Source organism: Pseudomonas sp. UBA3153 (assembly GCF_002364635.1).
Taxonomy (GTDB): Bacteria; Pseudomonadota; Gammaproteobacteria; order Pseudomonadales; family Pseudomonadaceae; genus Pseudomonas_O; species Pseudomonas_O kuykendallii.
On sequence record NZ_DEYR01000035.1, the window covers coordinates 194527 to 214654 of the forward strand.

The window sequence follows — 20128 nt, forward strand, 5'->3', positions numbered from 1 at the left end:
CGAGCCGCGGATTATAGCCGGGGCGGCGACCTTCAAGCGAGGCGCCGTAGCTCCAGCAGCTCGCCGGAATCGCTCACCTGTAGCTCGAAGGCGCCGTGCACGCCGTCATGGACGAAATACGGCCGCAGGTGATGAGCCGGCAGGCTCACGCTCCGGCCGTCCCGAGCCTTGAGCAGGATGCGGTTGGCGCGGCCCTGATAGAGCGCCAGCAGGCGGTCGGCAGGGATGTGGATGTCGAGCAGGATGCGCTGCATGGCGTGTCCGTGGGATCGGTTTCGCGAAGTGTGCCACAGCGCTTCATCCGGGAAGAATCGACTCTCCGACGTCAAAAGATTGTTGTAGCGTCAACCCGCCGTCCATAGCCACACTGCGGGCATTACGGGAGTAGAAGCGCCGCCATGTCCGTGCCCGAACCACCCTCCTTCGCCATGCGCCTGTCCCAGTTTGCGCAGCGTTTGGGCCTGGGCGGCCGGCAGCGCCCGCGGCTCGAGCGCGCCGGGCTGGAGCATCTGCCGTTCAAGGCGCTGCAGCGACCGGAGGACAGTATCTGGTGGCAGGACGGCCCTCCGCTGGAACGCCTGCTCGACCTGCCGCGCGGCGCGCTCTCCGGTCCGGTGCAGCAGGTCAAGGCGCAAGCCCACTCGCTGCTGGTGCGCTGCGTCGAGCTGCAGAGCCTGGAGAGCGAGGCGTTCGACCTGCGCGAACTGGACGGCGTCTGCTCGCCGCGCGGCGAGCAACCCCCGCTTGCGCATCTGGAAGATTTCGCGACAACGCCGGCCGGGCGCGCGGTGCGCATCATCAGCTACAAGGATTTCGTCAAGGCGATAAGCCTGGCCCTGCCCCGCTACCTCAGCGGCCAGCAGATCGAGGTGCGCCAGGCCGACTGGCACGGCAATCGGTTGTACTGGGGCGGCCACCAGCAGGTAGCGGCCTTCGGCGTGGCGCTGGCCTATGCGCGTCGGCGTGGGCTGCAGGTGATCCTTCCGGCGATTCGCCAGCACTATCGGCTGAACCCGGCGGGACTGGCGGCGCTGGACGCAGCCTTCCACGTGCTCGCGCTGCCGGAGCAGGCCTGGGCACATCCCCAATTCATGGACCTGCTGCTGAGCAGCGGGACGCCCTACGCGCGCCTCGACCGGATCAGCCCGCCCGAAACGCCGGAATGGCTGCTGCTGCCGCGCGAGGAAGCCGCCGCCGACTCGCTCGGCCGCGCCCTGCGCCAGGCCGGCGCTGCGGACGTGCCGAGCTTTCTCGCCAGCCTGCGCGACGCGCGCACCTGAGAAACGGGCCCCGCGCGATCAGCCGCCGGCGCGCGATTCGGCGGACAACAACGCCGCATTGAGCTTCGCCGACAGTTCCTCGCCGCGAAACGGCTTGGGCACGATCAGAGAGTTCTCCACGTCCAGCCCCCCCAACTCGGCGTAACCGGTGATGAACACCACCGGCATGTCCGGGAAGCGCCGGCGCACCGCGCGCGCCACTTCAGCACCGTTCATGCCGGGCATCGCGAAATCGGCGAGGAGAATGTCGACGTGCTCGTCGAGCAGCTCCAGCGCCTGCACGCCGCTGTCCGCCTCGACCACCCGGTAGCCGAGGTCGTCGAGCAGCATCGCGGTCACCGCGCGCACGTTGGGGTCGTCATCCACCAGCAGCACCTGGCACGCCTGACCCTGCGTCTCGTCATGCGCAGCTTCGGCCGGCGACGGCGGCGCGTCGAGCGTTTCCTCCGGCGCGCAGGGAAGATAGACGCTGACCGTGGTGCCGGCACCGAGGCGGGTGTCGATGCGCGCGCCGCCGCCGGACTGCTTGGCGAAGCCGAACACCTGGGCGAGGCCCAGGCCGGAACCCTTGCCGACATCCTTGGTGGTGAAGAATGGCTCGAAGGCCTTGGCCAGCACCTCGTCGCTCATCCCGGTGCCCGAGTCGCGCACCGACAGCACCACGTAGTCGCCCGGCTCCGGGTCCTCGGCACCCAGCGGCGGCGTTTCGACCCGTTCGCGCCGGGTGCTCAGGCAGAGGGTGCCGCCCATCGCCATGGCGTCCCGCGCGTTGATCGCCAGGTTGAGGATGATCAGTTCTAGCTGCGTCGGATCGACCAGCGCCAGGCGCAGATCGTCGGCCAGCTCGGTCTCGATCAGCACGCTGCCACCGAGCGTGCTCTTCAACAGCTCGAGCATGCCGCGCACGGTTTCGTTGAGGTCGACCGGCTCCGGCGTCAGCCGCTGGCGACGCGAGAAGGCCAGCAGTTGCCCGGTGAGCTTGGCACCGCGCTCGCCCGCCTCGCGGATGTTCCGCAGGCGCTGGCGCGCCTTGTCGAACTCGGGCGTCGCCGGCAGATCGCGGGCCAGGAAGGAGCCGCTGGCGAGGATCACCGTCAGCAGATTGTTAAAGTCGTGGGCTACGCCCGCGGTCAGCTGGCCGACCGCTTCCAGGCGCTGCATCTGCTGCAGGGCGGCCTCGACGCGCTCGCGCTCGGCGATCTGTTCGAGCAGTTGGCGGTTGCTGCTGGCCAGCTCGTCCAGGGCCTCGCGCTCGCTGGTGATGTCGCGCACCGCGGCGTACATCAGGCTCTGCTCCGGCACCACCGTCCAGGACATCCAGCGATAGCCGCCGTCGGCGTGACGCAGGCGGTTGACGAAGCGCGTGGAAACGTAGCCGTCGGCGATGCGCTGCGCCTCGGCACGGGTGCTGGCGACATCGTCGGGGTGCAGCAGATGCCACAGCGGCCCCTGCAGGAACTCCTCCCGCGACCAGCCCAGGGTCTCGTGCCAGGCCGGATTGAGGGCGATGGGCGTGAGGTCGAAGCGCATCACCGCGAGCAGTTCGCGTGACAGGTCCCAGGTGCGATCGCGTTCGCGCGTGCGTCGCTCGACGCGTTCGCCGAGGGTCTGGTTCAGCTCCTGCAGCGCCAGGGTCACCTGTTTCTGTTCGCTGATGTCCTGCAGCACGCCGATCAGGCGCACGCAGCGACCGTCCTCGAAGGAGGCGCGCCCGCGGATCGACAGCCAGCGCACCGAACCCGCCACCTGAATGCGGTACTCGACGCTCAACTCGTCGCCACTGTCGCGCGACAACGTGCGCGTCACCTGCTCATGCAGGCGCTCGCGATCGGCCGGATCGCAGGCGTCGAGAAAGGTGGCCATGTCGCGCACCTGCTTGCCGCTGGGCAGGCCATACAGAGCCTTGCAGCGTGCGTCCCAGATCAGCGTATCGGTCTGCGGCCGGTAGTCCCACAGGCCGAGGCGAGCCGCTTCGATGGCGAGGTCGGCGCGCAGCTCGACCTCATGCAACGCGTCCTCGGCACGGCGCCGTTCGCGACGCTCGGAGACTTCCGCCATCGCCCGTTCGATGGCCTTGGGCAGGAAGGTGAGGTTCTGCTTGAGCACGTAGTCGACGGCGCCCAGGCGCATCATCTCGACCGCGTGTTCCTCGCCGAAGATGCCGGAGAGGAACAGGAACGGGATTTCCGGTGCGAGACGACGCGCGACCTGCAGCGCCTGCATGCCGGAGGAACCCGGCAGCAGGAAGTCGGAAAGGATCAGGTCGAAGCTCTCGGCAAGCAGCGCCTGCTCGACGCCCTGATGGCTGTGCACCAGGGTCCAGTCGACCTGGAAGCCATGACGCTTGAGGGTCGCCAGAGTCAGTTCCGCGTCATGCGGGCTGTCCTCGACGAAAAGCATCTTCAACGGTCTAGCGGACATCGATCACCGCCAACTTCGGTACCTCGGAAATGCCGGCCACAGGCGGCGGAACGACAGCTGAACACGCCGCTGCGCGCGGCGGCCTGCTCATTGCTCGTCGCCACCGGAACGGGGCGTGCGCCGACGCGCCAGGCGCGCGGAGCCAGGCGGCGGTTCGTTGAGCACCGCCCAGAAGATGCCCAGGTCGGAAATCGCGGCGACGAAATCCTTGAACTCGACCGGCTTGACCACGTAAGCATTCACCCCCAGCGCATAGGCGCGCTGCAAGTCGGGCTCCTCGCGGGAGGAGGTCAGCATCACCACCGGCATGCTGCGCAGCGATTCGGCGTTGCGTACCGCCTCGAGCACTTCGAGGCCGTCCACCTTGGGAAGTTTCAGGTCCAGCAGGAGCACCGCCGGGTTGCCTTCACCACGGTCCCGATGCGCGCCGCGGCGGAACAGGTAATCCAGTGCCTCTGCGCCATCACGCAGCACGATGACCTCGTTGGCGAGCTGGCTGCGCTCGAGCGCAACCAGGGTCAGCTCGAGATCGTGCGGGTTATCCTCGACCAACAGGATGGGTTTGAGCATTTGCTTGAATCACCTCTCAGCGTGAAACGCGGGCATGTATACGTTTGGGCAGCGCGAAATAGAAGGTCGCCCCCTGGTCCGGCCGGCTTTCCGCCCAGACCCGTCCGTCGTGTCGCTCGATGATGCGGCGCACGCTGGCCAGACCGATACCGGTGCCTTCGAACTCTTCCATCCGGTGCATGCGCTGGAACACGCCAAACAGTTTGCTGGCGTACTCCATGTCGAAGCCGACACCATTGTCGCGCACATAGACCCAATGTTCGTCGGGGTGTTCCTCGGCGCCCACCTCGATCACCGCGACGTCGCGGGTACGGCTGTACTTGATGGCGTTGGACAGCAGGTTGCGCAGCGCCAGGTGAATGAACGCCGCGTCGGCGATCAGGATCGGCAGCGGCTGGATGTGCCATTCCACCGTGCGCTCCTGGTAATCCGGAAGCATCTCCTGGCGGATCGAGTCGACCAGCGCGGGCAGGTTGACGTCCGACAGGTGCAGCGCGGCACGGCCCATCTGGGAAAAGCTCAGCAGGTTGTCCACCAGCGTACCGGCGAAACGCGCCGAATCGCTGATATTGGAAAGGAAGCGCATCCCACTGTCGGTCAGGCGCCCGCCCTCGACCTCGCCCAGCAACTCGGCGTAGCCGGCGATATGTCGGAGCGGCGCGCGCAAGTCGTGGGAAACGCTGTAGGAAAACGCCTCCAGCTCGCGGTTGGACTTCTTCAACTCGCCGGCCAGCTGGGCCAGCTCTTCGGCCTTGCGCAGGACGATGCCAAGCACCGCATTGCGCAACTCCAGCGCGCTGTCGACTTCCAGCTGGTCCCAGCCGGCCGACTGGCCGAAAACGGTTTCCTGCCAGCTTTCGAAGCTGTGCCGCGGGTTCAGCGCGCCGCCTTGCCCAAGGTGTTTCTCAGGCTTTCCAGCCCAGTTGACCGTGCGCACCAGCTCCGGGCGGAACCAGATCAGGTAATGCGAGTGCAGCTCGGAGAGCGACACCGCCAGCAGCCCGCCGGCGTACCGGCTCAGCTCAGTCAGTTCGGCGATGTCGCGCCCGACGTTATGGGTGTGGAATTCCTCGCCGACCTCCCTCTCGGCCAGCCAGCGCACCAGCGCCTCCACGGCTTCGCGCGGCGGCGTCTCGCCGATCAGCTCGCAGCGGTTGGCGAGGACGATGGCCGCACCGCTGGCGCGGGCGAAACCAAGAAGCAAGTCCGGTGCCGCCAGCAGTCCCTCGGCGACGCTGCCACGTTCGCGATCGGCCATCAGCGAGAGCATCTGCACGATGTGCTCGCGCAGCTTGAGCCGCCTGTCGGCGTTGGCGTGGGTTTCCTTGGCTTCGATCTGCAGCGACAGGATGCGGCCGAGCATCTCGCAGGCGGTACGGGTCTGGAAACCCACTCGCTGCGGCGCGGCGTCGTGGCAGGAAATCAGTCCCCAGAGCGCGCCGTCGACGACGATGGATATCGACATCGAGGCGCGGGTGCCCATGTTCTTCATGTATTGCACGTGCACCGGCGAAACGCTGCGCAGCGCCGCGTAACTCAGGTCCAGCGGCTGGCCACTGACGGGGTTGAGCGGCGGCAGGATCGGCGACGGTCGATAGTCGGCATCGCCGATAACACGGATGCGGTTGGCGCGGTAGAGCGCGCGCGCCTGCTGCGGAATGTCCGAGGCCGGGAAATGCAGGCCGAGGTAACGCGGGTAATCCGGATCGGCGTCTTCGGCTATCACCACACCGTTGCCGAGGGCATCGAAGCGGTAGGCGTTGACCCGGCCGAATCCAGTCATGCGTTTGACTTCGGTCACCGCCAGTTGGCAAAGCAACTCGACGGTGGGCGTTTCCTGCAGACGCGTGACGAAGGTGCGCACCAACGGATAGAGGTCTGGGTAGGCAGCGGTGCCATTGTCCACGGCCTCGAACTCGGTGATCAGCACGCCGTCGTGGCGATGCACCATCAGGGCGAACGCCGAGCCCGGATCGCCGACCCGGAACGTCACGTCGGCGAGGTGAAACGGATTGCGGTCCTCGCTGGCCAGCGAATCGAGCTTGCCGCGCAGCCGTTCGGCGTCTTCGAGCAACTCGTCGAAGTGACGGCCGAGCACGCCTGCGACTTCGACGCCGAGCAGGTCGGCAACGTTTTCGCTGGCCTGAATGACCTTGAGGTCGGACGCCTCGAACACCGGCAGGAATCCATGCGGCTGAATGCTGCCGGGGATGTGGATGGGTTCTCGGGCACAGACTTCGCTGGCGCTGGCCAGCGCGGCTGCACGTTCACTGGGGGACAAGGGCGTTCCTCTCACGGAGCCGGAACGGGACTCGAACGGGTCGATTCGCCTACGGCCGGGATGATCGATGCGTGCTGCATCACGCTGCAACCGCCTGATAAATATACCGGCATAGAGTGACACAGAGGAAAATCCTACACGAATTCCCGTTTATCGAATTCCTGTACAGGTTGAGATAGATAACCTTTCGTCGGCGCTGCTGGCCTGCCAAGGGCGTCCTGTCTGGCCGAAGCGCCATCGCTCGAACCGAAGCGCCGCCGCAGGTTCACAAACAGGCGTAACGCTCACTTCGGATAAGGAACGACATCATGTACAGACGCTGGTTACCCGCGCTCGTGCTGTGCGCCGCCGCCACCGTTAGGGCGGAAACGCCGAGTTACGGCGCCCAGCTCGAAGGCTTCGACTATCCCTACCCGGTGCAGCATTTCGAGTTCGAATCCCAGGGCGGTAAACGCCAGATGGCCTACATGGACGTGCTGCCCGAACGCCCGAACGGCGGCGTGCTGGTGCTGCTGCATGGCAAGAATTTCTGTGCCGCGACCTGGGAAGGCACGATCAGGGCGCTCACCGGCGCCGGTTACCGGGTGGTGGTGCCGGACCAGATCGGCTTCTGCAAGTCGAGCAAGCCCGAGCACTACCAGTACAGCTTCCAGCAACTGGCGAGCAACACCCACGCACTGCTGCAAAGCCTGGGCATCGAGCGCTTCAGCCTGCTCGGCCACTCCATGGGCGGCATGCTCGCCACCCGCTACGCCCTGATGTACCCGCAGCAGCTGGAGCAACTGGTGCTGGTCGATCCCATCGGCCTGGAGGACTGGAAAGCCAAGGGCGTGCCCTATCGCCGCGTGGACGAGTGGTATGCCCGCGAGCTGAACACCACCGCCGAGAGCATCCGCAGCTACCAGCGGAGCACCTACTACGCCGGGCAATGGCAGCAGGAATGGGACAACTGGGTGCAGATGCAGGCGGGGATGTTCAACGGACCGGGGCGCGAAGCCGTCGCCTGGAGCTCGGCGCTCACTTACGACATGATCCAGACCCAGCCGGTGTACTACGAACTTGAGCGGATCGAGGTGCCGACCCTGCTGATCATCGGCGAAAAGGACACCACCGCGATCGGCAAGGACGCGGCCCCCGAGGCGTTGCGCAGCCAGCTCGGCAATTACCCGAAACTGGCCAAGGAAGCCGCCGCGCGGATTCCCGGCGCGGTGCTGGTGACCTTCCCCGACCTGGGCCATTCCCCGCAGATCCAGGCGCCCGAGCGTTTCCACCAGGCGCTTCTGAAAGGCTTTGTGGCGCGCTGACTCATCGGTTAGCGGGTTGCACCCGCCCTACGAAAAGCGGCGCGTGAATTCGACAGCGGCAGAGCGGCCCCGAACCTTAGGCTGGGTTAGCGGCCTCGCTCGATCCACCTGCCCGCTCCGAACCACACAGCCGCGTAAACCACCAAGCGGTGTCCCGGCCAACCTCCGCCCGGTGGGTTACGCCGCCGCACCCATCTCGCGAATGCCTCTGCCTGCGCGTGGCGGCTAACCCACCCTACGAAAACGCAGGGCGGGTGCAACTCGCGTATGCAGGCGTTACGGCATGCAGCCCGCCTGGCTGCCGCTGTGGGCCAGGTCCATCAGTTCACGGCTGGCCACGGCGTACATCGCGTAGTCGGTGCCGCTGGCGGCGCGCAGCTCGGCGAGCATCGCCTGCCAGCGCTCCACCAGCGGCAGGTTGCGTTCGACCCAGGCGGCCACCCGCGCATCGATGTCCGCACCGCCCTCGCCCTGCAGCACCGACACGGTGATCGCGCGCTGCTGCCAGTCGAGGTCGTCGCGGAAGGCTTCGCGGGCCAGTGCCTGCCAGTTGTTTTCCACCGGCAGCCCGGTGATCTGCGCCAGGTACCAGGTCAGGTCCAGTGCGCTGCCCACGGCGAAGTAGGCCTTCGCCACCAGCGCTGCGTCCTGGCCGGTCACGTCGGCGGCCTCGACGATCGGCAGCAGCGTGTAGATGTGGCTGGTGCCTGCCACCATTCGCGCCAACAGTTCCGGCACGCCGGCCTCCACGTAGCCCTGGTAGCGACCCTGCCACAGCTCGCGCGTCGGGCCTTCCAGCAGTTCGTCGAGCTTCAGCCCCAGCGCGGCGATGCGCGGACCGAAGTGCGCCACGTCGCGCGCGGCGTCCAGCTCGTTGCGCCGGCTGCGCAGGAACCAGCGGGTGGCGCGGCGGCCGAGGCGCATCAGCTCTTCCATCAGGTTCAGCTGCACCTCGGCCGGCACCTGGTGATCCAGCGCCTCGATCTGGCGGAACCAGTGCGGCAGATGGAACACGTCGCGCACGATCACGTAGGCGGCGGCGACGTTCGCCGCGGTCATCCCGGTGGAGACCTTGAGCCGGTGGGCGAAGGTGATGCCCATGTGGTTGACCAGGTCGTTGGCGATCTGCGTGCTGACGATCTCGCGCTTCAACCGATGGCGGCGCATGGCCTCGCCAAAGCGCTCGCCGAGCAGTTGCGGGAACGCGGTCTCCATGTCGCGGATCAGGTAGTCGTCATCCGGCACCGGAGATTCCAGCAGCGCTTCCTTGAGGTCGATCTTGCTGTAGGAGATCAGCACCGAGAGTTCCGGCCGGGTCAGGCCCTGGCCACTGCTGATGCGCTCGGCGAGCTGCTCGTCGGAGGGCAGGAATTCCAGCGCGCGGTCCAGCTTGCCTCGGCTTTCCAGGTCGCCGATCAGCCTCCGGTATTCGGCGACACGCTCGCGCGCGCGGCGTTGCGCCAGCGACAGCGCCTGGGTCTGCTTGTAGTTATTGCCCAGCACCAGGTTGCCGACCGCATCGGTCATCTCCATCAGCAGGGCGTTGCGCTGCTTGCCGGTCATGTCGCCGGCGGCGACGCTCTCGTTGAGCAGGATCTTGATGTTGACCTCGTGGTCCGAGCAGTCCACGCCGCCGGCGTTGTCGATGAAGTCGGTGTTGCTGGCGCCGCCGTTGAGGCCGAACTCGATGCGCCCCAGCTGGCTCATGCCGAGGTTGCCACCCTCGCCCACCACCTTGGCGCGCAGTTCGTTGCCGTTGACCCGCAGCGCATCGTTGGCCTTGTCGCCGATGTCGGCGTGGCTCTCGCTGCTGGCTTTCACGTAGGTGCCGATGCCGCCGTTCCAGATCAGGTCCACCGGCGCCTTGAGCAGTGCGTGGATCAGTTCGGTCGGGGTCAGCTTGGTGGCCTTGATGTCGAAGCGCTGCTGCATTTCCGGGCTGATGGCGATGCTCTTCGCGCTGCGCGGGAAGATGCCGCCGCCGGCGGAGATCAGGCGCGCGTCGTAGTCGGTCCACGACGAGCGCGGCAGGTCGAACAGCCGCTGGCGTTCGGCGAAGCTGCTGGCCGCGTCGGGGTTCGGGTCGATGAAGATATGCAGGTGGTTGAAGGCGGCGACCATCTGCAGCTTGTCCGAGAGCAGCAGGCCGTTGCCGAACACGTCGCCGGCCATGTCGCCGATGCCGATCACGCTGATGCTGTCCTGCTGCACGTCGATGCCGCGCTCGCGGAAATGGCGCTGCACCGAGACCCACGCGCCCTTGGCGGTGATGCCCATCTTCTTGTGGTCGTAGCCAGCCGAGCCGCCCGAGGCGAAGGCATCGCCAAGCCAGAAGCCGTAGTCGATGGCGATGCCGTTGGCGATGTCGGAGAAGGTCGCGGTGCCCTTGTCCGCGGCCACCACCAGGTAGGGATCGTCATCGTCGAAGCGCACCACGTTGGCCGGCGGCAGCACCGCGCCGTCCTTGAGGTTGTCGGTGATGTCGAGCAGCCCGGAGATGAAGATGCGGTAGCAGGCGATGGCCTCGGCCTGGATATCGTCGCGGCTGCCGCCGACCGGCAGGCGCCGCGGGATGAAGCCGCCCTTGGCGCCGACCGGCACGATCACCGCGTTCTTCACCTGCTGCGCCTTGACCAGGCCGAGCACCTCGGTGCGGTAATCCTCCTCGCGGTCGGACCAGCGCAGGCCGCCGCGGGCGACGTTGCCGAAGCGCAGGTGCACGCCTTCGATGCGCGGCGAGTAGACGAAGATCTCGAACTTCGGCACCGGCCGCGGCAGTTCGGGAATCGCCTTGGGGTCGAACTTGAAGCTGAAGTAGGACTTGCTCTGCCCGGCCGCGTCGGTCTGGTAGAAGTTGGTGCGCAGGGTCGCCTTGATGAGGTCCAGGTAGCGCCGCAGGATGCGGTCCTCGTTGAGCACCGCGACGTTGTCCAGCGCGGCCAGGATCGCCTGCTCCAGGCGCTGCTGCTTGTCCTCGAGGTCGTCGGCGGCCAGCTTGCGCGAGAGGTAGAAACGCATCTTGAACAGCCGCACCAGTTCGCGGGCGATGTCGGTGTGGTTGAGCAGCGCGCTGGCGATGTAGCCGAGGTCGAAGCCCAGGCGGATCTGCTTGAGGTAGCGCGCGTAGGCACGCAGCAGCGCGACGTCGCGCCAGGCCAGGCCGGCGGTCAGCACCAGGCGGTTGAAGCCGTCGTTCTCGGCGTCGCCCTGGACGATGTGGACGAAGGCGTCCTGCAGCGTCTCGTTGAGCTGCTGGATGTCGACGTTCAACCCCTCGGAGTAGGTGAAGGCGAAATCGTGAATCCAGAACTCGCGGCCGTTCTGCCGGCGCAGGCGGAAGGGGAATTCGCCGAGCACGCGCAAGCCGAGGTTTTCCAGGATCGGCAGCACGTCGGACAGCGGCAGCGGCGTGTCGGCGTGATAGAGCTTGCAGTGCAGCAGCTGGTCGCCCTGGCTGAGCGGCTGGTAGAAACTCATCACCAGCGGGCGCTGCTCGGACAGGCTCAGCAGGTGCTGCATGTCGACCACCGCGGAATGCGCGGCGAAGCGCTCGCGATAGCCGGCCGGGAAGCCTTTCGGGAAGTCCGCCAGCACCGTGGTGCCCTGCGCCTCGCCAAGGCTTTCCACCACCAGGCTGGCGTATTCGTCCTGCCAGGTGCGGCAGGCCTGGACGATTTCACGCTCGAGCAGCTGGGTATCGACGGGCTGCTTGTTCTTCGGGTCGACGCGCAGGATGTACTGCACGCGCGCCAGCACCGATTCGGAGAAGTAGGTCCAGAACTCGCAGTCGCTGGCCTGCAGACGTTCCATCAGGATCTGCTGGATCTTCACCCGGGTTTCGGTGGAGTAGATGTCGCGCGGCACGTAGGCCAGGCAATAGGCGAAACGGCCGTAGGGGTCCTTGCGCAGGAACAGGCGCAGCTTGTTGCGCTCCTGGATCTGCACGATGGCGATGGCGGTGTTGAACAGCTCGTCCACCGGCGTCTGGAACAGGTCGTCGCGCGGCAGCACTTCCAGCACCTGGGCCAGTTCCTTGCCCAGGTGCGCGCTGTTCTCGAAGCCGGCGCGGCGCTCCACTTCAGCGACCTTGCGACGGATGAAGGGAATCTGCCGCACGCTCTCGCTGTACACCGCGGAGGTGTAGAGGCCCATGAAACGGCATTCGCTGAGCACCCGGCCGTCGGCGTCGAGCTGGCGGATCGAGACGAAGTCCGGGTAGGCCGGACGGTGCACGCGACTCGGCACCGCGGCCTTGGCGAAGGACAGCAACGCGGGCTCGCGCAGGAAGCGCACCGCCTCGGGCTCGATGTGCAGTTCCTCGTCCTTCAGGCCCGCCCGCAGGCGCCGCGACAGGCCCAGCAGCGATGCCTCGTCGTAGACCATGCGCCCACCGTCGGCCTCGTCGACGACCTTGAACTCCTCGTAGCCGAGGAAGGTGAAATGGTTGTCCAGCAGCCAGCCGAGGAACACCTTGATTTCGGCCAGGTCCTCGCCGTTCAGCGGCGCCCCGCCCGCCTCCAGCCCGGCCAGCAGCTCGGCGGCCTTGGCCTTCATCGGCTCGAAGTCGGCGACCGCCAGGCGCACTTCTTCGAGCACCTCCAGCAGCGCCCGCTCCAGGGCGCGCAGCTCGCCGGCGCCGGCGCAGCGGTCGATCTCCAGGAACATCAGCGACTCCTGGCGGGCATCTTCGGCGCTGACGCCCTTGGGCAGGATTTCCAGCAGCTCGCCGGCGGCATCGCGGCGCACGCTGAGCACACTGTTCTGCAGGGTGTGGATGCTGTGGCCGCGGCGGTTCAGCTCGATGCGCACCGAGTCGACGAGGAACGGGATGTCCGCATGCAGCACTTCCACCGCGGTGTGGGTGGATTGCCAGCCGTGCTTCTCGTAGTCCGGATTGAACACCCGCACCTGCGGCGCGCTGCGCTCGAAGTTCTGCAGCAGCCGCCAGGAAGAGAGCGTGCAGCCGACCAGGTCGGACAGCCGGCGCTGGACCAGCTCGTCGAGGGCGATGATGCCGAAGAACTGCTCGGCGAACAGCGCCACTTGTGGCAACGCTTTTTCGTCGATGTGCTGCGCCAACGCCGCTTGCAGTTGGTGCTGGAAGTCGGCCTTGCTGGCTGCGCTGAAGAACGCCATGTTTTTGCTCCACTGGACTTATTGTGGCGGCCAGGCAGGCCGCTAAAGGGAGAAGACTTGCGGTTTTATCGGTGGTTCAGCTTTACCCGGGATACGTTTCGGTTTCGCGGCATGCCCCATCGCGGGCGGCATGCCGGAACGAAAGCGGCACCGGGCGACGACCGGGAGTTGGCAGAACCCGCCGGTCATTCCTGAGAACCATAGAACGCGCCGACGCCAGCGTGCTTTCCACGCCGCGACATATTCGTTCAGCAGAGCCCATTCGCAACGGATGGAATTGCCATCGCGGGTCGATCCGCGTTGGCCTGGCCCCGCGATTCTCCCACGATCACGGCTTCAGCCCTTCATCGCCTGCGGCAGGAGCAGCACGATCTGCGGGAACAGGGTAATCAGGACGGCCGCCAGAACGATCAGCAGGAAGAATGGGAAAGTCACCCTGGCCGTGGTCCAGAGGTCCTTGCCCGTCAGGTTCTGCAGCACGAACAGGTTGAAACCCACCGGCGGGGTGACCTGTGCCATTTCCACGACCAGGATGACGAAGATGCCGAACCACATCAGGTCGATGCCCGCGGCGCCCACTGCCGGCAGCACCACCGCCGTGGTCAGCAGGATGATCGATATGCCGTCGAGGAAGCAGCCGAGCACGATGAAGAACAGCGTCAGCGCCAGCAGCAGCGCATACGGCGGCAATTGCCTGGCGATGATCCAGTCGGCCAGCGCCGACGGCAGCCCGATGAAGCTCATCGCCGATGTCAGGTAGGCGGCGCCGAGCAGGATGAAGAAGATCATGCACGAGGTGCAGACCGCCCCCATCAGGCTGGCGGAAAAGGTCTTGGCGCTCAGCGAACCGGAGCAGGCGGCTATCAACAGCGAACCGGCGACGCCCACGGCGGCCGCCTCCGTGGCGGTCGCCAGGCCACTGTAGATCGACCCGATCACCGCGACGATCAGGCCCACCACGGGCATCAGCAGCCGCGCCCGGGAGAGTTTTTGGGCCAGCGTCAGAGGCGCCTCGGCAGGCGGCAGCCGGTCACGGTGGACCAGCGACCAGATCACCAGATAGCCGGAAAAGATCAGCAGCAGCAGCAACCCCGGCAGGATTCCGGCGATGAACAGCCGCGAGATCGATACCTGCGCAGCGACCCCGTAGACGATCATCATGATCGACGGCGGAATCAACAGGCCAAGCGTCCCGGCGCCGGCCAGCGACCCCATCGAGATCGCCTCCGGGTAGCCCCGCGCCTTCAGCTCCGGCAGCGAGATACGGCCGATGGTGGCGGCGGTGGCGGCCGACGAGCCGGATACCGCGGCGAAGACGCCGCAGCCCAGGACGTTGACGTGCAACAAGCGCCCGGGCAGCCAGCGGACCAGGGGCGCGAGGCCATGGAACATGTCCTCGGACAGCTTGGTGCGATAGAGGATTTCACCCATCCAGATGAACAACGGCAACGCCGTGAGCGTCCAGCTGGAACTCGATGTCCAGCTGGTCGACGCGAGGATCGAGCCGGCCGGCGCGCCGCCGAACTGCTCCATGCCGATGACGCCGACGCCGATCAGCGCCAGTGCCACCCAGACACCGCCGCCGAGTAGCAGGAAGAACGCCACCAGCAGCGTGATTGCAACGGTTGTGTAGTCCACGAAAGGTCTCGCTGAAAGTGCGGGGCGACCCGGGTCGCCAGACAGACAAAGGAGTGCAGCCGCCGGCCTACTCGCTCATCACGGTGTCGCCGGCCTCTTCGAAGGGACGTCCGCGCAGGGCGCAGATCAGCCGGTCGAGCATGGCGATGGCCAAGATCAGCGTGCCCAGTGCCATGGCGCACTGCGGAATCCACATCGGGATCGGCAGCATCCCCGAGGACACCTCGCCGAACTGATAGCTTTCCAGGGTGAACTGTCCGCAGTACCAGGCGAGATAGCCGCAGACCAGCAGGCCGAGGGCAGTGCTCAGCGCCTCGAGCACACGCCGAACGGGCGGCGCAAACGCCTTGAGCAGAAGCTCGACGCGAATATGCGAGCCACGATGGAGCGCGTAAGGCAGGCCGAGAAATCCCGAGGCCGCCATCGCGTAACCAGCGAACTCGTCGGAGGATGGCACCAGGGTGCCGCACAGGCGCGCGATGATCTGCGCCAGCACCAGCGCGCAGATCAGCACCATGAAGACGCCAGACAGAATTCCAGATGCCTGGTAGAGCGGTTTCAAGCGAGTCATCGAAGTAAGCTCCTCGACCGTGACAACCGGAAAGGGCGCGACTGCGCGCGCCCCGTCACTCAGGGTTTGGCGAAGGCGTCGACGATGGCCTTGCCGTCGTCGCCGGCCTTGTCGAGCCACTCGCCAACCATGGTTTTGCCGATTGCCGCGAAGCCCGCGTCGAGGTCGCCGGGCGCCTGGGTCGACACCTGCATGCCATGCTCGGCCAGGGTCTTCACCAGCTCACCGGTACGTTGCTCGGCGAGCGCCCAGCCTTGCTGTTCGGCCTTGGCGGCGGCCTCCAGTACGGCCTTCTGCGAGGCTTCCGGGAGCTTGGCGAAAGCCCGCGCATTGACGATCACGAAGTTCTTCGGAATGAAGGCGCGCACGTCGTAGTAGTACTTGGAGAAGTCCCAGGCCTGGGTGTCCACCCCGGTCGCGGGCGAGGTGAGCATGCCGGTGATCATCCCGGTGCTGAAGGCCTGCGGCACCTCGCCGGTATTGATGGTGGTCGGCACCGCACCCATCAGTTCGGCCATGCGTGCGGTCGCCGGATTGTAGGCGCGGAATTTCATGCCATTGAAGTCGGCCATGGAGGTGATCGGCGCCTGGGTGAAGATGCTTTGCGGCGGCCACGGCGTGGCATAGAGCAACCTGATGCCCTGTTTCTGCAGGCGCGCCTCGATGGCCGGGCGGCTGACGTCCCACAGCTTGTGCGCTTCGGGAAAGCTGCGGGCCAGGAACGGGACGCTGTCGACCTCGAAGATGGGGTCTTCGTTGCCGAGCACCGACATCAGGACGTCGCCCAGCTGGACCTGGCCGGTTTGCACGGCGCGCTTCACTTCAGGTCGCTTGAACAGTATCGAGTTGCTGTGCAGGCGAATCTGCAGATCGCCGGCGGTGGCGGACTCCACATTCTTGGCGAAGTCCCTGGCGACCTCCGTGATGTGGTTGCCGTCGGGTTGCTCGACGGTCATGTTCCAGCGATCGGCGGCCTGGCCGGCGAAAGAAGCGAGGCCGAGCACGCAAGCCAGGGCGGCAAGACCGAAGCGTGAAGGAAATGCCTTCATGAGTATCTCCGTTAATAAGGGGGCTGGGATGAACAGGTGCGGTACGGGAGTGATTCGAGTCTCGGTACAACCGCCAAGGCTGTCCAACTAGAAAAATCGGCACGCAACGATCAAAAAAGCTTATGTCGCGAAACAAGGCACTAGCCGGGGCAAATGCACCAAACAGATACAAAAAGGGGCTCCCGGCACCCGGCAGCCCCTCCTCCGATCGGTCGGGCTCAGGCCGATATGCGCACGCTGGAAAGGTCGGGCCGGGAAAGGATGACGAAGCCCGAGCCGATCTGCCGGGCATAGTCGTCGAGTACGTCCTGAGCCAGATCGACCACCTGCTCGACCGTCTCCAGCCCGACGCCCGTACGCCAGGTGGCGACGATGCTCATCTGCGGCGGATGCGGAACGTTGTCGAGCACCTTGAGCTGCCCCGCCTGCAGCTCGGTGCGCACCAGCGGGGCCGGAAGCGCGCCGATGCCGAAGCCGTCGCCGACCAGGCGCGTCATCGCCGCCAGCGAGTTCACGCAACTGATTCGCGGCGAGCCGATGTTGCCGGCATGCAGCATGTTGAGAATGTCCTGATGCGGCCGTGAGTTCTTCGAGAAGGTGATGATGCGCTCGCGGGTCATCTCCTCCAGCGACGCATAGGGACGGTCGTAGATCGAACCGGCCGGCACCACCCACCGCACCGGATAGCGGGCCATCTCGCGGTTGCGCACGCTGTCGGCGCAGACCTCATCGGTCTGGAAGATCACGTCCAGATAGCCCTTCTGCAACTGCTCGATCAGGTTGCGCGCGGTGTCCGCGGTCAGCTCCACCTCCACCGCCGGGTAACGCTCCATCAGCCGCGATACGAAAGGACTCAGCCAGGTGTGAATGACGGTATCCATCGCGCCGATGCGCACGCAGCCACGGACGTTGCTGGCGTCGCTGATCGACTGCTTGAGCGCCTGCATGGTGTCGATCATCTGCTCGGCGTATTCGAGCACCCGCTGACCTTCGGGAGTCAGTGAAACGCCCTTCGAGTCGCGCAGGAAAAGCCGCGCGCCAAGCTCGTCTTCGAGCGCCGCGATACGGCTGGATATCGAGGCCTGGGTGCTGAACAGCTTCTCCGCCGTGAGGCGAAAGCTCTTCAGCCGGGCGACCCAGACGAAGGTCTCGAGAAATCTCAGATTCATACCGTTCAACCACCCTGCAGCTCGATTTCGGAAGGCCGCGGCGAGCGCCCCGGTTGCCTTGCGACTGCAGGTTGCATGCCGCGAAAGCCGGCGGAAGGCATTTCGGCGCATCGGATTTTCTTATCGCCTGCGCGTGTTTTTTCTAGCTGGACGCGCTTTCCCGCTGTTTCCAAGAATGCGCCGGCGGTACAGGAGCCCATGACAAAAATCACACGATCGCGCCCTGCCAGGCAGCTCAGAGATGCTGCGCGCACTTCCAAGGAGACACATCGCATGACCGCGAAATACCGCATGGTAGCCCTGCTACTCGCACTTCCGGGTGCCGCCAACGCCGACTTCATCGCCGACAGCAAGGCCGGCCTCGAACTGCGCAATTTCTACTTCAACCGCGACTTCCGTCAGGAGGGCGCCCGTGACAAGGCCGAGGAATGGGCACAGGGTTTCCTCCTGCGCATGGAGTCCGGCTATACCGAAGGAACGGTCGGCTTCGGCATCGATGCCCTGGGTATGCTCGGCTACAAGCTCGACTCCGGCGATGGCACCGCCGGAACCGGCTTGCTGCCTGCCGACCTCTCCGGCGGCTCGCAGGACGAATACTCAAAGCTGGCGCTGACCGGAAAGCTCAAGGTGTCGAAAAGCACCCTGAAGGTGGGCGCCCTTGCCTTCCGCAGCCCGATCGTGTCGAACAACGACACGCGCCTGCTGCCGCAGACCTTCCAGGGCGTGCTGGCGAACAGCCAGGAAATCGACAACCTGACGTTGCAGGGTGGCAAGATCAACCGCATCAAAGCCAACAGCTCGAGCGACTACACCGAGATGAGCGCCAACCGGATCGGCGGCAACAGCGACTCCTTCGTCTTTGGCGGCGGCGACTACAAGCTCACTCCCGAGCTCACCACGGGGCTGCACTACGGCAACCTCGAGGACATCTACAAACAGGCCTACGGCACCCTGGTGTACCTGCATCCGCTGGGCGAAAACCAGTCGATCAAGACCGACCTGCGCTATGCCAGGAGCCAGGAGGACGGCAGCTTCCGCGATATCGACAACAAGGCGTTCGGCGCCATGTTCACCTATGCCCTGGGTGGCCATTCGTTCGGCGCGGCCTACCAGAAGATGAGCGGCAGCGACCCGTTCCCGTACATCGCCGGCAGCGACCCGTTCCTGGTCAACTTCATCCAGATCAACGACTTCGGCAACATCGACGAGCGCTCCTGGCAGGTTCGCTACGACTACAACTTTGCCGCCATCGGGATTCCCGGACTGACTTTCATGACGCGCTACGTGTCAGGTGACAACGTCGAGGTCAACGGCGCCCACGACGGCAAGGAATGGGAGCGCAACATGGACATCGCCTACCTGTTCCAGAGCGGTCCGCTGAAGAACTTCGGCGTCAAGTGGCGCAATGCGAGCGTGCGCTCGAACTTCGGCAACGACCTGGACGAGAACCGCCTCATCCTCAGCTACACCCTGCCGCTCTGGTAGTAAGCCCGCAGGCCGGCGATGCCGGCCACTTTTCGAGGGGTCGGCAGACTTTTTCTTTAAGTCTGCCGATTTGCGGTCGATGTCCTGTGGAGTGATTTCCTCTCAATACAACCTACCCGAGGCCTTCTATGTCGTTTCGGCTGTCGTGGAAACAGAAATTTCGCCTACTCCTCATCACCATTCTCGTCGGCCTGACGCTGATGGCTGCCTCGTCGCTGTGGACCAACCAGCGCCTGGCGCAAACGCTTCAGGCTCGGCAGCTGGCTACCAGCTATGCCAGCGCGGCGACCAATCTGCTCAACAACTGGCTGAAACTCGAAGCGCTACGCCGCCAGCTCGGCGTCAATAGCGAGGCACGCGTGCGTAAGCAACTGGAAGACGTTCGCGCCCTCAACGCGCAACTGGTCACCCAGGCGACGCCGCTGAACGACCCTGACATCCTGCAGCGCGCCGAGCGGCTGCAGGCATCGCTCGACGAAAACCTCACCACCCAGGAGCGCTGGCTCGAGCAACGCCGGCAGCTTGGCCTGAGCGATAGCGAGGGATTGCGCAAGACGGCCCTGGAGGCGGCCCAACCGCTGGCCGCAATCAGCATCACGCTGATCCAGCCCTTCATCGCGGACGCCCTGACGAGCCAGCGCAGCTACCTCACCGAATTCGATCCGCGCTACGCCGAGCAGACCCGCATCGCCCTCGCCAAGCTCGACAAGCAGCTGATCGAGCTGGACTGGAAGGACAGCAAGATCGGCGAAGGTGCCGATGCCTTCGCCAAGTCCTTCGACAAGCTCGAGGCCCTGATCAGCCAGATCGCCGCCAGCCAGAAGGCGCTGGCCAGCCAGGACGAGCAGATCGAGGATCAGGTCGACCAGCAGCGCATCGCCCTGCGCGACGGCCTGCTTGCCAAGGCCGAAGCGCAGGCGAGCAATGCCAGGCAGCTTTCCTATTGGGTACTTGGCATAGCCTTTTGCGCGATCGCCCTGTTGCTTCTGGTCTCCCTCACGCAGGCCTCGCGCACGCTGTTGACGCAGCTTGACCGCGTCATCCAGCAGCTCGCGCGCGTGGCCGCGGGCGATCTGACCGCCACCCTCGACATCGGCGACAACCCGAAGGACGAGTTCAACCGGCTCGGTGAGGGTGCCAATCGCATGACCCGCGGCATCGCCGGGCTGATCGGTCAGGTGGTCGATGGCAATCGCCAACTCGGCCAGTTGCAGCGCCACCTGA

General features: G+C 65.6%; 12 protein-coding genes and 1 pseudogene. 4 read left to right on the forward strand and 9 right to left on the reverse strand.

Annotated features, from left to right (window positions below):
- Positions 1–32 precede the first annotated feature (32 nt).
- Positions 33–254, reverse strand: coding sequence for a DUF2835 domain-containing protein (locus B2X67_RS09175; RefSeq protein WP_090231334.1), 222 nt, complete (start codon positions 252–254; stop codon positions 33–35).
- Between the two features lie 144 nt (positions 255–398).
- Between B2X67_RS09175 and B2X67_RS09180 the strand changes: the two genes are divergently transcribed.
- Complete coding sequence (locus tag B2X67_RS09180) at positions 399–1280, forward strand: DUF6685 family protein (RefSeq protein ID WP_286785293.1); 882 nt, start codon at positions 399–401, stop codon at positions 1278–1280.
- Between the two features lie 18 nt (positions 1281–1298).
- Here B2X67_RS09180 and B2X67_RS09185 read toward each other — a convergent pair whose 3' ends face one another.
- From B2X67_RS09185 to B2X67_RS09195, 3 genes are all read right to left on the reverse strand, one after another.
- The gene (locus B2X67_RS09185) at positions 1299–3701 is read right to left on the reverse strand and encodes a response regulator (protein ID WP_286785294.1); all 2403 of its coding nucleotides are present in this window, start codon (positions 3699–3701) and stop codon (positions 1299–1301) included.
- An 87-nt stretch (positions 3702–3788) separates the two neighbouring features.
- Positions 3789–4271, reverse strand: a complete 483-nt coding sequence (locus B2X67_RS09190; protein WP_286785295.1) for a response regulator — start codon at positions 4269–4271, stop codon at positions 3789–3791.
- Between the two features lie 16 nt (positions 4272–4287).
- Positions 4288–6552, reverse strand: a complete 2265-nt coding sequence (locus tag B2X67_RS09195) for an ATP-binding protein (RefSeq protein ID WP_286785296.1) — start codon at positions 6550–6552, stop codon at positions 4288–4290.
- Between the two features lie 308 nt (positions 6553–6860).
- Here B2X67_RS09195 and B2X67_RS09200 point away from each other — a divergent pair, with 308 nt between their 5' ends.
- Complete coding sequence (locus tag B2X67_RS09200; RefSeq protein ID WP_286785297.1) at positions 6861–7856, forward strand: alpha/beta fold hydrolase; 996 nt, start codon at positions 6861–6863, stop codon at positions 7854–7856.
- Between the two features lie 276 nt (positions 7857–8132).
- On the opposite strand, the gene B2X67_RS09205 is transcribed toward B2X67_RS09200, so the two are convergent.
- The 5 genes from B2X67_RS09205 to B2X67_RS09225 all read right to left on the reverse strand — a co-directional run bounded on the left by B2X67_RS09205 (position 8133) and on the right by B2X67_RS09225 (position 17419).
- On the reverse strand, positions 8133–12992 hold the full coding sequence (locus B2X67_RS09205; RefSeq protein WP_286785298.1) for an NAD-glutamate dehydrogenase: 4860 nt from the start codon (positions 12990–12992) through the stop codon (positions 8133–8135).
- A 336-nt stretch (positions 12993–13328) separates the two neighbouring features.
- On the reverse strand, positions 13329–14630 hold the full coding sequence (locus B2X67_RS09210) for a TRAP transporter large permease (protein ID WP_286785299.1): 1302 nt from the start codon (positions 14628–14630) through the stop codon (positions 13329–13331).
- A gap of 67 nt (positions 14631–14697) precedes the next feature.
- The gene (locus B2X67_RS09215; protein WP_282341179.1) at positions 14698–15201 is read right to left on the reverse strand and encodes a TRAP transporter small permease; all 504 of its coding nucleotides are present in this window, start codon (positions 15199–15201) and stop codon (positions 14698–14700) included.
- Positions 15202–15260: 59 nt separating this feature from the next.
- Positions 15261–16250 (reverse strand): TRAP transporter substrate-binding protein, encoded by a 990-nt coding sequence (locus B2X67_RS09220; RefSeq protein WP_282341177.1) that lies wholly within the window; start codon positions 16248–16250, stop codon positions 15261–15263.
- Positions 16251–16468: 218 nt separating this feature from the next.
- The gene (locus B2X67_RS09225) at positions 16469–17419 is read right to left on the reverse strand and encodes a LysR family transcriptional regulator (RefSeq protein ID WP_273229796.1); all 951 of its coding nucleotides are present in this window, start codon (positions 17417–17419) and stop codon (positions 16469–16471) included.
- A gap of 273 nt (positions 17420–17692) precedes the next feature.
- Between B2X67_RS09225 and B2X67_RS09230 the strand changes: the two genes are divergently transcribed.
- Positions 17693–18904: an OprD family porin gene (locus tag B2X67_RS09230; protein ID WP_286785300.1), complete on the forward strand. Its 1212-nt coding sequence runs from the start codon at positions 17693–17695 to the stop codon at positions 18902–18904.
- 200 nt (positions 18905–19104) lie between these two features.
- A pseudogene (locus B2X67_RS20845) lies at positions 19105–20043 on the forward strand (chemotaxis protein); the annotation flags it as partial.
- Between the last annotated feature and the right edge of the window lie 85 nt (positions 20044–20128).

Coding starts and splice junctions, on each gene's coding strand:
- B2X67_RS09175 (WP_090231334.1), bottom strand. CDS start 254: ATGCAGCGCATCCTGCTCGACATCCACATCCCTGCCGACCGCCTGCTG.
- B2X67_RS09180 (WP_286785293.1), top strand. CDS start 399: ATGTCCGTGCCCGAACCACCCTCCTTCGCCATGCGCCTGTCCCAGTTT.
- B2X67_RS09185 (WP_286785294.1), bottom strand. CDS start 3,701: ATGTCCGCTAGACCGTTGAAGATGCTTTTCGTCGAGGACAGCCCGCAT.
- B2X67_RS09190 (WP_286785295.1), bottom strand. CDS start 4,271: ATGCTCAAACCCATCCTGTTGGTCGAGGATAACCCGCACGATCTCGAG.
- B2X67_RS09200 (WP_286785297.1), top strand. CDS start 6,861: ATGTACAGACGCTGGTTACCCGCGCTCGTGCTGTGCGCCGCCGCCACC.
- B2X67_RS09205 (WP_286785298.1), bottom strand. CDS start 12,992: ATGGCGTTCTTCAGCGCAGCCAGCAAGGCCGACTTCCAGCACCAACTG.
- B2X67_RS09215 (WP_282341179.1), bottom strand. CDS start 15,201: ATGACTCGCTTGAAACCGCTCTACCAGGCATCTGGAATTCTGTCTGGC.
- B2X67_RS09220 (WP_282341177.1), bottom strand. CDS start 16,250: ATGAAGGCATTTCCTTCACGCTTCGGTCTTGCCGCCCTGGCTTGCGTG.
- B2X67_RS09225 (WP_273229796.1), bottom strand. CDS start 17,419: ATGAATCTGAGATTTCTCGAGACCTTCGTCTGGGTCGCCCGGCTGAAG.
- B2X67_RS09230 (WP_286785300.1), top strand. CDS start 17,693: ATGACCGCGAAATACCGCATGGTAGCCCTGCTACTCGCACTTCCGGGT.